Origin of the sequence: Corallococcus sp. AB038B, from assembly GCF_003668955.1 — a bacterium.
GTDB classification, from domain to species: Bacteria; Myxococcota; Myxococcia; order Myxococcales; family Myxococcaceae; genus Corallococcus; species Corallococcus exiguus.
Map to the genome: position 1 here is coordinate 19,048 of NZ_RAWO01000016.1, position 13,150 is coordinate 32,197.

General features: G+C 71.3%; 10 protein-coding genes. 4 read left to right on the forward strand and 6 right to left on the reverse strand.

The window, feature by feature from the left end; genetic code table 11:
- The first annotated feature begins 18 nt into the window (after positions 1 to 18).
- Positions 19 to 1,584: an LVIVD repeat-containing protein gene (locus tag D7Y04_RS37635; RefSeq protein WP_121762469.1), complete on the forward strand. Its 1,566-nt coding sequence runs from the start codon at positions 19 to 21 to the stop codon at positions 1,582 to 1,584.
- 10 nt (positions 1,585 to 1,594) lie between these two features.
- On the opposite strand, the gene D7Y04_RS37640 is transcribed toward D7Y04_RS37635, so the two are convergent.
- The 6 genes from D7Y04_RS37640 to D7Y04_RS37665 form a co-directional block, all read right to left on the reverse strand.
- Complete coding sequence (locus D7Y04_RS37640) at positions 1,595 to 3,631, reverse strand: response regulator (protein ID WP_121762470.1); 2,037 nt, start codon at positions 3,629 to 3,631, stop codon at positions 1,595 to 1,597.
- A complete protein-coding gene (locus tag D7Y04_RS37645) occupies positions 3,628 to 6,420 on the reverse strand; it encodes an ATP-binding protein (protein WP_121762471.1) in 2,793 nt (930 codons plus the stop codon). The genes D7Y04_RS37640 and D7Y04_RS37645 overlap by 4 nt, the downstream gene beginning before the upstream one ends.
- The gene (locus D7Y04_RS37650) at positions 6,420 to 6,794 is read right to left on the reverse strand and encodes a response regulator (protein ID WP_014400722.1); all 375 of its coding nucleotides are present in this window, start codon (positions 6,792 to 6,794) and stop codon (positions 6,420 to 6,422) included. Before D7Y04_RS37650 ends, D7Y04_RS37645 begins: the two co-directional genes overlap by 1 nt.
- 67 nt (positions 6,795 to 6,861) lie before the next feature.
- Positions 6,862 to 8,442, reverse strand: a complete 1,581-nt coding sequence (locus D7Y04_RS37655; protein ID WP_121762472.1) for an ATP-binding protein — start codon at positions 8,440 to 8,442, stop codon at positions 6,862 to 6,864.
- 138 nt (positions 8,443 to 8,580) lie between these two features.
- Positions 8,581 to 9,036: a helix-turn-helix domain-containing protein gene (locus D7Y04_RS37660; RefSeq protein ID WP_120597464.1), complete on the reverse strand. Its 456-nt coding sequence runs from the start codon at positions 9,034 to 9,036 to the stop codon at positions 8,581 to 8,583.
- A 54-nt stretch (positions 9,037 to 9,090) separates the two neighbouring features.
- A complete protein-coding gene (locus tag D7Y04_RS37665) occupies positions 9,091 to 9,468 on the reverse strand; it encodes a helix-turn-helix domain-containing protein (RefSeq protein ID WP_120597463.1) in 378 nt (125 codons plus the stop codon).
- A 230-nt stretch (positions 9,469 to 9,698) separates the two neighbouring features.
- Between D7Y04_RS37665 and D7Y04_RS37670 the strand changes: the two genes are divergently transcribed.
- The 3 genes from D7Y04_RS37670 to D7Y04_RS44675 all read left to right on the forward strand — a co-directional run.
- The gene (locus D7Y04_RS37670; RefSeq protein ID WP_121762473.1) at positions 9,699 to 10,916 is read left to right on the forward strand and encodes a serine/threonine-protein kinase; all 1,218 of its coding nucleotides are present in this window, start codon (positions 9,699 to 9,701) and stop codon (positions 10,914 to 10,916) included.
- Positions 10,917 to 11,030: 114 nt separating this feature from the next.
- Positions 11,031 to 12,341: a serine/threonine-protein kinase gene (locus D7Y04_RS37675; RefSeq protein ID WP_121762474.1), complete on the forward strand. Its 1,311-nt coding sequence runs from the start codon at positions 11,031 to 11,033 to the stop codon at positions 12,339 to 12,341.
- 580 nt (positions 12,342 to 12,921) lie between these two features.
- Positions 12,922 to 13,150: hypothetical protein (locus tag D7Y04_RS44675; protein WP_199749799.1), on the forward strand; the 229-nt coding region annotated here is incomplete at its 3' end.

Consider the following 13,150-nt stretch of genomic DNA (forward strand, 5'->3'; position numbering starts at 1 on the left):
CGCAGGAGCCTCCACCCCATGACGTCCTCCATTCGCCTCCTGGGCACGGGCCTCTTCGCCTGCGCCCTGTCCCTTTCCGGCTGTAGCGACTCCAACCCTCCCGGACCGGGACCGTCGGATCCGAAGCCGCTCGTCGAGCTCACCGACTACATCGACGTGGTCCCCACCGAGCCCTGCATGGACTCCAGCTACGCGTCCCCTCGCGCGAACTGCACCGACCCGGCCAGCTTCTCCCTCGCGGGCTGCGACCTGGACGCGGTGCGCGCCGTGGAGCCGTCCGGCATCTACCAGGCCGTCTTCCGCTACACCCCCGTGAGCGCGTTCGGCGCGGGCTTCCGCCTGGACACCACCCCCAGCTTCCTGGGCAAGCCCCTGGTGCGAAACCAGGTGGGCCCCGAGGGGTTCTTCGTCACCGGCGAGTACATCACCTCCGCCAACAAGCAGCAGCGGTACGCGCTCGCGGGCTGCCGCGTTCCAGAGCCCGGCCGCATCACCGGCTGCTTCGTGCGCTGCACCGATGGCGTACCGGATTACTCCGGCACCTTCGACGCCCGGCGGATGAACCTGGCCCATGAAGCGGACACCGGCGCCCAGCCCATGCGCCTCGTCTCCGAGACCGCCGTTCCGGTGGGCGACCCCGTGGACGTCTACGTCACGAAGGGCCACGCCTACGTGGTGTCACTGCCGCGCGGCAAGGAGGAGCCCGGCGGCCTGAGCGTCATCAACGTGAGCGACCCGGCCCACCCCGTCCTCGTCACCCGCGTGAGCCTGCCCAACGACAACTACTGGAACGGCGTCTGGGCCAAGGGAGACGCGCTCTACGTCGCCAGCGGGGACTCCGGCGTCATCGTCTACGACATCACGAACCCGGCGGATCCGCGGTACGTGCGCTCGCTGCCCGGCGGCGCCATCAACGTGCACACCGTGTTCGTGGACGGCGACCGGCTGTACGCCATGTCCCCGTCCCCCAGCGGCACGACGTTCGTGTTCGACGCGTTCCTGCCGCTGGCGCCCTCTCTGGTCAGCCGCATCACCGTGCCCCACGAGCTGGGCGCCTACCCGCACGACGCGTTCGCCTACAAGGGGCGGCTCTACATCAACCACGCAACCACCGGCTACGTCGTCGTGGATGTCACCCGCACGGACGTGACGCCCGTGCTGGGCAAGTACGCCTTCTCCGGCCAGTACAGCCACGCGAACGCGGTGGGCACCATCAACGGGCGCACCATCGCCTTCGAAGGCGGCGAGCGCCCTGGCGCGCACCTGCGCGTGCTGGACGTCACCGACCCGGCGAAAATCCGCCTCATCGCGGAGGTGCGCAAGCGCCCGCAGACGTCCATCCACAACATGGTGCTGGTGGGCACGCGTCTCTACGTGGCCTGGTACCACGAGGGCGTGCGCGTCTTCGACGTGGCCGACCCCGAGCACCCGAAGGAGGTGGCCTCCTTCGACTCCTTCCAGGAAGCACACCCGCGCAGCACCGACAGCCTCTATCAGGGGGCCATCGGCATCCGCGTGCCGGGCGACGGGCACGTGTACGTCGTGGACCTGTCGCGCGGACTGCTGGTGCTGGCGGAGCCGTGACGCGTTGGCGTCACTCCGCTTCGATGCGGTTGCGGCCGTTCTCCTTCGCCCGGTAGAGCCGGGCGTCCGCGACGCGCAGCAGCTCGTCCAGGGAGGTGCCGTCCCTCGGCGCCACCGCGAGCCCCGCGCTGAAGGTGACGTGGAAGGTCTCCCCCGCGTCGCCTTCGAAGGTCATCGCCGACAGCTCCTCGGCGGTGCGGGAGAGGATCTCCTTCGCGCTCTCCGGCGTCTCGCCCAGCAGCGCGACGACGAACTCCTCACCGCCCCAGCGGGCGCGCAGGTCCTCGCGACGGAAGCGCGCGCCCAGCAGCCGTCCCAAACGCATCAGCACGCGGTCCCCCGCGAGGTGGCCGTACTGGTCGTTCACCTTCTTGAAGTGATCCACGTCCAGGAAGCACAGCGCCAACGGCCGGTCGCTCCGGCGCGCCTCCGACAGCCGCGTGGCCACCGACTCCACGAAGGGACGGCGCAGCATCAGGCCGGTGAGCGCGTCTCGCTCCGTGCGCTCGCGCGACAGCCGAGCCCGCTCCAGCCTCGCGTGCACGCGAGCGCGCAGCTCCTCCTTCAGCACGGGCTTGGCCAGGTAGTCATCCGCGCCGGCCTGGAACGCGGCCAGCCGGAACTCCAGCCCCACCTGCGCGGTGATGAGCAGGATGGGCAGCTCCTGCCACTCCGGCGTCAGGCGCAGGATGCGGCACAGGTCGAACCCGCTGGGCCCGGGCATCTGCACGTCCAGCAGCAGCAGGTCCGGGCGGTGCTGCGCGAGCGCGTCCAAGAGGCCATAGGCGTTCTCCAGCCCCACGACCTCCACCGCGTCGCTCACCAGCGCCTGGGAGAGGGCGCGCACCGCCTCCGGGTCGTCATCCACCACCATCACCTTCGCGCGCTCCAGCCGGCGCGTGGCCACCAGCCGCTCCGCCGCGGTGGCGAAGTCCTGCTGGGTGAAGGGCCGGGGCAGGAACAGCGACGCGCCCGCGTGCGCCGCGCACACGCGCTCCTGAAGGCCCCCGCCCGTGCTGGAGAAGGCCAGCGGCAGGGACTGGTGGCCCTCCATCGCGCGCAGCGCGCTCGCGGTGGCGAGCCCCGCCACTCCCATGTGCAGGAGCGCCCCGTCCACCCACTGCCGCTCCACCGCGGCGCAGGCCTCCTGGGGCGTGACGGCCGTCACCACTCGCACCCCTTCGCGCTCGCCCATCCGCTTCGCGTCCGCGAGCACGGCCGCGTCCTCGTCCACCACGAGCAGCGTGCCCATGGCGGCGACGACGGCCTCCTCGGACTCCGGCTCCGGGGTGAGGACCGGCAGCGACACCCGGTCCTCCAGCGCGCGGAAGCCCGCGTCCACCTGGGCCCAGTCCAGCGTGCCCCCGGTCTTCACCGGCCGCAGCACGTCCTCCAGCGCGCCCGCCGCGATGCTCACGTCGCGGAAGCCGTAGCTGCCCGCGGTGCCGTGCAGCTTGTGCACGACGCTGTAGGCCTCTTCCATGGCCTCCGCGTTGCCGTGGCGCCCCTTGCCGAGCAGGGCCTGGAGCATGGCCAGCCGCTCCGGCAGCTTCGCGCCGTAGTCCGCGCTCAAGAGCGCCAGGCTGGCCGCGAAGTCGTCCACGGGCTCCGCGTCCTCCGCGTCCTCCGTGTCCAGGGACTCCCGCGGCGGGGGCGGCGGCTGTGCCACCGCGAAGAGCTGCTCCAGCCACACCGCCAGCTCCTCCGGCCGGTAGGGCTTGTGCACCACGCGCGCCACGCCCAGCTGGCGCGTGAGCAGCTCGTGGCTCTTCAGGTCCTTCCAGAAGGCGGACGCGAAGAGCACCGGCAGGTCTGGCTTCGTCTTGCGCAGCTCCCGGATGAAGTCCGCGCCCGTCATGCCCGGCAGCAGGCCGTCCACGATGGCGGCGTCCACCGGCTTGGATTGGAGCACCTCGCGCGCTTCGGCGGCGGTGCGCGCGGGGGTCACCTGGTAGCCCCTGTCCCGCAGGAAGGTGCAGACCAGGGCCTGGAGATCGCGGTCGTCCTCCAGGAAGAGGAGCGTCTTGTCGTTGCGCGCGGTGCTCATGGCATCGCCTTTCGGGGCTCGGCCGCGACGTCGCGGCGGGCCAGCAGTCCGTTGAGCAGCTCCCGCACGGAGGCCACCAGCTCCTCCTCGGAAGCGCGGGCCTTCGTCAGGTGACGGGTGATGCCCAGGGTGAGCTGGCGCTGGTCGGTGCGAGACAGCTCGCGGCCGGTGAAGACGATGAGCGGCGTGGCGCGGCCCTTGCCCTGGCGCAGGATGTCCACCACCTCGAAGCCGTCCAGCCGAGGCAGCCCCACGTCCAGCACGATGAGGTCCGGAGGCGTGTCGCGCGCGAGCGCCACCGCGCTCTCTCCATCCGCCGCTTCGATGCACAGCGCGCCCAGCCGTTCGAACTGCGCGCACAGCACCCGGCGCGTGGTGGCGTCGTCATCCACCACCAGCACGCGCGCCTGGCCCGGCTGGCGCATGGCGTAGCGCAGTGTCTTCAGCAACCGGGTTTCATCCACTGGCGTGGGCAGCCAGTCCACCAGCAGCGCCGTGCCCGCGTCATTCGCCCCCGGCTGCGAGCGCCCGGACAGGGCCAGCACGGGCAGGTCGCGCGTGCGCGGCTGTTCCCTCAGGCGGCGCACCCAGTCCAGCACGGCGCCGTCCGGCATCCGCGTGTCCACCAGCAGCGCGTCCGGCAGCGCGTGCTCCACCGCCTGCACGGCCTCCGCGAGCGTGGCGGAGCGCACCACCCGGTAGCCTTCGTGCGACAGCAGGCCGCGCAGCAGGGCGGACAACTCCGTGTCCGCGGTGACGATGAGCACGTTGTGGCGCGACTCGTCCCGGGGCAGCGGCGCGACGGACGGAGCGCGCAGGGCCTCCAGGGTGAAGTGGAAGGTGGCGCCCTGGCCCGGAGGACTCGACACCTCGATGCGTCCGCCGTGCTGCTCCACGATGGCCTGCGAGATGGCCAGCCCCAGGCCGGTGCCGCCCTTGGAGCGGGTGTCGGACGCGTCCAGCTGCTGGAAGCGGCCGAAGAGGCGGGGAAGATTGTCCTCCGGGATGCCGGAGCCCTGGTCCGTGACGCTGAAGCGCACCTGACCATCCACCGTGAAGCCGGCCGCCACCACCACGGAGGCGCCCTGGGGGGAGAACTTGATGGCGTTGGAGACCAGGTTGGTGAGCACCTGGATGAGCCGGTCGCGGTCGCCCTTCACCTGCGGCCCACCCTCCACGTCCGATCGCAGGGTGACGTGCGCCGTCTCCGCCATGCCCTGCACGCCCGCGAGCGTGGCCTCCACCAGCTCCTGCGCCGTCTGCGGCTGGAGCTTCAGCTCCAGCATCCCGGACTCCATCTTCTCCAGGTCCAGGATGTCGTTGATGAGGCGGATGAGCCGTTCGGTGTTCGTGCGCGCGATGCGCACCATGTCCAGCGCCTGCGCGGGCAACTCCCCCACGATGCCGTTCTCCAAGAGGCCCAGCGAGCCGCGGATGGAGGTGAGCGGGGTGCGCAGCTCGTGGCTCACGGTGGAGACGAACTCGTTCTTCATCCGCTCCACGGCCTTGCGCTCCGTGAGGTCGCGCACGAAGACGGTGGTGCGCGGCGGGCCGTCCGCGTGCACGCGCGCGAAGGTGAGCTCCGCGGGGAACACGTCGCCGTCCGCGCGCAGGCACGGCGATTCCAGCCGCGACGCGCCACCATCCTGGAGGAGCGCGGCGTGGACGGCTCCCCGCTGCGAGGCCGGCAGCGTCGCGGGCAGCGCCAGCGACATGAAATCCGCGCCCACCGCCCGCGCGGACGGCAGGCGGAAGTGGGTCGCCGCGGAGGGGTTGAACTCCGCGACGCGGCCGGACTCGTCCAGCACCACGATGCCGTCCGGCGACGCCTCCAGGATGGCGGCCTTGCGCGCGTCGCTGGCTCGCGCCTCCGCGCTCGCGGCGGACAGGGCCTGGGTGCGCTCCGCCACGCGCACCTCCAACCCCCGGTTGAGCTCGCCCAGCGCCGCGGACGCCCGCGCCAGCCGCACCAGCACGATGAGCACGTAGCCCACCAGGAGCAGGCACACGCCGAAGAGGACGATGCGCGTGCGCTCCGCTCGGGACTGGGACTGCTCCTGGAGCTGGAGGTACGTGGTGATGAGGCGCTCGGCCTCCCCCGTGGCGCCGTGGTCCAGGAGCGTCTGGAAGGACGCGTCCGTGGCGCGCTGGAGCGCCATCAACTCCCGCGTGCGGACCTCCAGGGCGTCCAGCGCGGCGATGGCGGGGGCGGCCAGCGGCTGCTTCTCCCGCGCCCGGGCCAGGCGCGCGAGCGAGGCCTCCACGCGGACGCCCGACGCCTCTCCCGGAGCGCGCGAGGCGAGCAGCACGTCCACGTCCATCGCCTCCACGTGCGCGCGCGGCGCCCCCTGGGGCAGCGCGGCGGCGGTGGCGGCGACGACGCCGGGGAAGGCCTCTCGCAGGACGGCGAGCTGCTGGTCCTTCTCGCGGGCCGTCGCCAGCAGGACGCGCGAGCCCTCCAGCACGCGCAGGTACGTGTCCAGGGACGCGTTGAGCGAGCGCATGCCCTCCGCGGGGAGGAAGCCGGGCGCCGTGCGCAGCTGACGGGCACGGGCGGCCAGCGCCTCGAAGTCCCGGTCGGATGAGCCATGCAGCTGCGCGATGCCCACGCGCTGGCGCAGCACGTCCTGTTCCAGCTCCGACGTGGCCACGCGCAGCTGCCGCAGCTGGGTGCGGTAGTGGTCGTGGTCGGCGGTGGAGCCCGGGCGGCCCAGGACGAACAGGGCACACAGCAACACCAGGGCGCCAGCGGCCAGCGCGGCGGAGCGTTTGGACAGGCGGGGTTCCATCAGGGCACCAGGCGGCGGATTTCCTGCGGCAGGGTCATGGGGTCGAAGGGCTTGCCGATGACGCCCACCGCGCCCAACTCCAGGTAGCGCGCCACCTCCTGCTTCTGGACCTTGGCGGTCATGAAGATGATGGGCGTGTTCGCGGTGGCGGGCTGGGCGCGCAACCGGCCGAACGTGGTGGGCCCGTCCATGCCGGGCATCATCACGTCCAGGAGGATGAGGTCGGGGCCTTCCTGACCCGCCTTCTCCAGGGCCTCCGCGCCAGAGGACGCGAGCACCGTCTTCCACCCCCCCACACGACTCAGGCTCAGCTGCCCGATGGTGCGGATGTCATCCTCATCGTCCACGAGCAGGACCTTCTCGATTTTCGCCATGGGAGGGAGTGCTCCAGGGAAAAGGGTTTGGATCGCGGTACGGAAGCGGGGGGGAAGTGGATGTCCGTCAGGCGACGTCGGGCTCCGGTTCGCACTCCGGCAGGTCAAAGGAGAAGCGGGTGCCCTCGCTGGGGGAGGTGCTGAAGCGCAGGGTGCCGCCCATGCGGGCCACCAGCCCGTGGGCGATGCTCAGCCCCAGGCCGGTGCCGGGGCGCTTGCGGGTGTCGGACGCGTCCGCCTGGGCGAACTTCTGGAAGACGCGGGACTGGAAGGCCTCCGGGATGCCGGGGCCGTGGTCCTGCACGCCCACGCGAAGGACGCCGTCCTCGCGGGTGAGGAACAGGGTGACGCGCTCGCCCTGGGGGGAGAACTTGATGGCGTTGGAGAGGAGGTTCGCCAGCACCTGGATGAACCGGTCCTCGTCCACGCGGGCGCGGGCGTGGGGCAGGTCCACCACGGACTCCAGGCGCACGCCGTATTCGTCCGCGTAGCCCTGGTGGGCCTGGAGCGCCTGGGCGAGCAGCGGCGCGATCTCCGTGGGCTCCAGGTTCAGGTCCAGCCGGCCAGACTCCATCTTCTCCAGGTCCAGGATGTCGTTGATGAGGCGCAGCAGCCGTTCGCTGTTCTTGTGGGCAATGCCCACCATCTGCGCCACCTGCGCGTCCAGCGGGCCAAGGATGCCGCCGCTGAGCAGCCCCAGCGAGCCGCGGATGGAGGTGAGCGGCGTGCGCAGCTCATGGCTCACGGTGGCGATGAACTCGTTCTTCATCCGCTCCACGCGCTGGCGCTCCTCCTCCAGCATGCGGGCCTGGGTGACGTCGCGGGCGACGGCGTAGAGCAGCCCCTCCTCCGGGTCCGGCACGGCGTTCCACTGCAGCCAGCGCCAGGTGCCATCGCGACAGCGGGCGCGGTGCTCGAACTGGAGGACGGGGACACCCTCCCGGGCGCGGGCCAGGTGCCCCGCGGTGGCGACGCGGTCCTCCTCCAGGGCCAGGTCCACCAGGGACGTGCTGTAGAGCTCCGCGTCGGAGAAGCCCAGGGTGCGGCTCCAGGCGCGGGACAGGCGCAGGAAGGTGCCGTCCATGGCGGCGATGCAGAGCATGTCCACGGAGACTTCGAAGAAGCGGTCCTGCTGCTCCAGCGCCGTGCGGGCCTCGCGCGCGTCCAGGGCGTTGAGCTCCCCTTCCGCCCAGCTGGCCATGTCCGCGAGCGCGGCGCGGTCCGCGTCCGGGAAGTCCCGGGGCTGCGAGTCGATGAGGCACAGCGTGCCCACGCGGCTGCCGTCCGCGGCGCGCAGGGGGTGGCCCGCGTAGAAGCGGACGAAGGGAGCACCCAGCACGAACGGGTTGTCGTGGAAGCGCGGGTCCTTCAGCGCGTCCGGCACGACGAGGGTGGAGGGAGAGAGGATGGCGTGGGCGCAGAAGGACAGCTCGCGCGGCGTCTCCGTGCCGTCCAGGCCGTGGCGGGCCTTGAACCACTGGCGGTTCTCATCCACCAGCGAGACGAGCGCGATGGGCACCCGGAACAGGTGCGCCGCGGTGCGCACGATGCGGTCGAAGCGCTCGTGGGCGGGCGTGTCCAGCAGACACAGCGAGCGCAGCGCCTGGAGGCGCCGCGGCTCATCCGCGGGCGTCGGGGGAGGAAGCATGGCGTACCTCCCGTGCTACCCCACTTGTCTGCCATTGGGGAGAGGGTCCCACCCGACGGCCCGGTCCCTGGCTCAGGAGGACGGGCAGGCGGACATCCCGTTGCAGCCCGGAAGGATTTGTCTGCTCTTGCCGCCTCACTAACCGGCGCGTCGCTTGCGGGCGGCCCGCTGCTTCTTTCGGGGCGTGGGAGTGGGGGCGGACCCGGGCACCGATTTCGGGGGCATGACTGACACCACCGTGCGCACCACGCGCGCCACGGCCTTGAGCTGGCGGGGATCCAGGTCGCGCAGCGTGCGCACCAGGCGGCGCAGCTCCAGCGAGTCCTCCTGGCCTGGCGAGGCCCGGGGCGAAACCGGCGAGGTGCCTGCCCCCACGCCCAGCAGCGCGTCCGCGGACACGGACAGCACGTCGCACAGCCGCCGCAGGGTCTGGGCGCGGGGCAGCATGCGGCCGCGCTCCATGCGGCTGTAGACCTCCATGGCGATGCCCACGCGCTCCGCCACGTCCGCCTGCGTGAGTCCCAAGCGCAGCCGCGCGTCTCGGGCGGCGGCTCCAAACACCGTGTTCAGCTTTTCGTTCACCGGGGCAGGCACGCGGCAAAACCTTGCATCTCTCCCCCGGGGCGCAAGTTTTCGAAGGCCTGGCGGTCAGCGTTCACGCAGCGCGAGCGCGCCCTGGATGATGAGGCCCATGGCCTTCAACCCCTCTTCATCCAGAGGCCTCAGCGCGCGCACCAGCCGGCGCAGGGAGGGGGGATCCTCCTCGCGGTCCGCCAGGGCCAGCGTGAGCGCCTCGTCCGGAGGCGAGGGCCCGTCCAACCCCAGCAGCGTGTCCGCGCGGATGCGCAACACCATGCACATGCGGCGCAAGGTGGTGGAGCTGGGCAGTACGCGCCCGCGCTCCATGCGGCTGTAGACCTCCATGGCGATGCCCACCTGGCTGGCGACGTCGCCCTGGGTCAGGCCCTGCTGCTCCCGGGCCTGTCGCGCCGCAGTGCCCACCGTGATGGCCAACTCCTCGTTCATTGCCGCTCACCACCCCTGGCCGGACCGTGTCTCCCATGAAGTCAGGTGTCCGGCATCCTACCTGACACGGCAGCAACACTACCCCAAGGGGCGTGCGCCATGCTATGGACCCTGGAGGTCACTTCCATCCTTGCGCGCATGCATCCTCTCAGCCACATCCTCCCTCTGGGATTCAACCCTCCACGTCCCGAAGCATCCGGGCTTTCCTTCCACGTAGGAGGCGCCACCCCATGAGCCTGGAGGGAGGACATCCGCTGCTCCTTCAGCCCCAGGAGGTGGTGGGCAGCTTCCGGCTGTTGAAGCGCCTGGCCACGGGGGGCTTCGGCACCGTGTTCCTGGCGGAGACCGGGGGGTTCCAGGTGGCGCTGAAGTTCGCGCTCCAGGGGCCGCAGGACTCCGAGGAGGGCTCGCAGGTGGACGCGCGCACGCTCAAGGAGGTGAGCGTGCTGCACCGCATGACCCATCCCAACGTGGTGGCGTTGCGCGGCTACCACCGCTGGCCGCACCCGCGCACGGGCTACCTGTTCCTGGTCATGGACTACGTGGAGGGTCCCACGCTGTCCGACTGGGCGATGGAGGCGAAGCCCACGGCGCGGCAGGTGGCGCGGCTGTTCGCGGAGCTGGCGCTGACGCTGGACTTCATCCACCGCGCGGGCGTGCGCCACCGCGACATCAAGGGCAGCAACATCATCGTGCGCGCGTCGGACGAGCGGCCGGTGCTGGTGGACTTCGGAGCCAGCGACCACGCCTGCGCCCCGGCCATCACCGACGGGCGGCCGCCGCCGGGCACGCCCAGCTACCGCAGCCCGGAGCTCCTGCGCTACTGGCTGAGCAACCCCCTGGGCATGGCCCGCTACGACTACCGGCCCACGGACGACCTCTATTCGCTGGGGCTCACGCTCTTCCAGGTGCTCACCGGGGACTTCCCCTATCCGCCGGACCTGCCGGCCGCGGCGCTGCTGGGCGGAATCCAGGCCATCAAGGCCCGGCGGGCCGCGCGTTCGATCAACGCGCGCGTGCCCCGCGCCCTCAACGACATCTGCGAGCGGCTGCTGCGCCAGGAGGCCAGCGAGCGCTACCAGATGGGCGCGGATCTCTACGCCGACCTGAGCGCGGCGCTGGAGCGCGCCCCGGACAGCTGGGACACGCCGCTGTTCAACACGCCGCCGCTCCACGACGCGGTCACGGAGGAGTCCGACACGTACTTCGACGGCAACGAGGAGGCCCGCGAACTGCGCCGCTGGACCCGCGCACAGGAGCGGCGCATCCCCGGCGCCGCGCCCCACTCCAGCGCGCCCACGCCGCTGGTGCCGCCTCCCCCCGGACCGTCGCTGGGGCTGGCCGCGCCCCTGCCCCCGCCCATGCCCTGGTGGGTGGCCCGGCGACTGGCGTGGCGACGGCGGTGGGAGCAGTGGCTCCGGCGTCTGGGATTGCGTCGGGACAGGTGAACCCCAGGAGTCCCATGCCTTCCATATGACCCTGGACGTTTGACGGCGACAGGGTTTGTGCTACCTGCGGGGTTGAGCGATTTCCGCTCCACCTGGGAGGTTGGAAGGCAGGCCATGAAGACGCCCGATACGACGACGGAGGAGAACCCCGGCGTGCCCCGCCGGCCGCGCGTGCTGTTCACGGTGGGAGGCACGGCCTTCGAGTTCGTGCGCAAGCTGGAGGTGCGCTCCACCGGGGAGCTGTTGATGCTGGCTCGGCGGCGCTACCGGGGCGGGATGGGCGGCCCGGTGGTGATCAAACGGCTGCGCAACCCGTCCGGCTTCGTGGAGCGGCGGCGGCTGGTGGAGGAGGTGGAGCTGACGTTCCGGCTCAACCATCCGGGCATCGCGAAGGTCTACCACCTGAAGGCGTACCGGGGCGTTCCGCACGTGGTGATGGAGTACGTGGAGGGCCGGTCGCTGGACACGGTGCTCAACCTGGTGGCCATGCGGCGCAAGCCCATGTCCCCGGCCTTCGGTGCGTGGGTCGTCTCCGAGGTGGCGGAGGCGCTGCACCACGCGCACACGCTGCGGGATGAGTGGAACCGGCCATTGGGCATCGTGCACCGGGACGTGAGCCCCCGGAACCTGCGCCTGGGCGTGCACGGCGAGGTGAAGCTCACGAACTTCACCGCCGCGTTCTCCACGCTGCCGGGGCGGGAGATCACCAGCCGCCCGCTGGTGAAGGGGGACGTGGCGTATGCCTCACCGGAGGCGCTGCGGCGCGAGCCCCTGGACGCGCGCAGCGACCTGTTCTCGCTGGGGCTGGTGCTGCTGGAGGTGCTGACGGGGACGCACCCGCTGGCGCAGGGGGACACGGCGCCTCCGCCCCCGCCGGACCTGCCGCTGGTGCAGGCACAGGGGCCCACGTGGATGCCCCTGACGGAGGTGGCGGCGCGGATGGCGCTGGTGGGGCCTGGGGAGGTGGAGCGCATGGCGAAAGACGTGCCGGAGGGGCTGCGCGCGGTGGTGGTGCGGGCGCTGCGCCAGTCCCCCGCGGAGCGCTTCGGCACGGCGGCGGAGCTGGCTTCCGCGCTGCGGGAGTGGCTGCGCGACCATGCGCCTGCGTACGGGCGGCAGTCCGCGGCGGAGGAGGTGGCGGAGGCGGCTCGGGAGGCCACCGGCCGGCGCAACCAGGCGGAGCTGCTGGAGGGCGGGCTGCACCCGGAGGAGCTGACCGCGGAGGAGGCCGCGATGGCGTCCGAGGCCGCTGTCTCGGAGGGGCCACCGCCGTTCCTGGGGGGTGACGACGTGACGCCGGACCTGAATGACGAGCCCCTGCCCCTCCAGGACCTGGTCGAGGACCTGGATGAGCTGGCCAGCCCGGACGAGGAGGCACCAGGAGACGACTTCGAGGACGACGACGACGGCCACCAACCGGTGTGAACCCGGTACCTGGGACTCGGTCCACCCGAGTCCCCCGGGACCAGCGGGGTACCGAATGGCGGCCATGACTGTCTTTTCCGGACTTCGTGCGCGCCACAAAGCATTGCAGTGCTTGACTAAGCTTCCGTGAGTTGCCTGATTCCTCTCACTCAGCAACCCACTGCGTCACCCGACCGGCGCGTTCCTCCAGGAGGGGCGCCGAGGAGGGATGACAAATCCTGTCACCCGAGGGTCCACCGCGACTGACACGCATTCCACCCGCCAGTCAGCGCAAACCCAGACATTGACAGACTTTCACAGAAACCAATAAAAGGCGTGACAGCATTTTCACCCGCTGGCACTGTGATTTGCGTTTCCAGCTGTAGTCCAGACATACGCCGAGGGCCGGGAGGTCCCCCCGGGTCGGCGTAGGCCTGTCCATTTCCTCCATTTTCCATGACGTCCCCCGGCCGTGCTCGCTCCGAGCGCGGCACGGGAAACGTGTCTCCGGGCTCCGGCCCGGGCACGTGAGGCCGGCGTGTTCCCGCTGCGAGCCATTGGCTCTTTTCCTGACTGTCTTTGTCTCCCCAAGGAGTGTCGAGTGAAGCGAACGTCTCCCCGTTGGTTCCGGTCGCGCGGCATGTTGGGCGCGCTCTTGCTGTCCCTGTCTTCCCCGTGGATTGCCGCGTGTAGCTCCGGCTCGAGCGCGCCGGAGCCCTCCGCGCCCGCCGACCAGACGCAGTCGCAGGTCACCGTCTCCATTGGCGCTCAGGACCTCTTCAGCCAGGCCGTGAAGGGCCGCGTCTCCGCCCAGGCCTTCTCCTACAGCG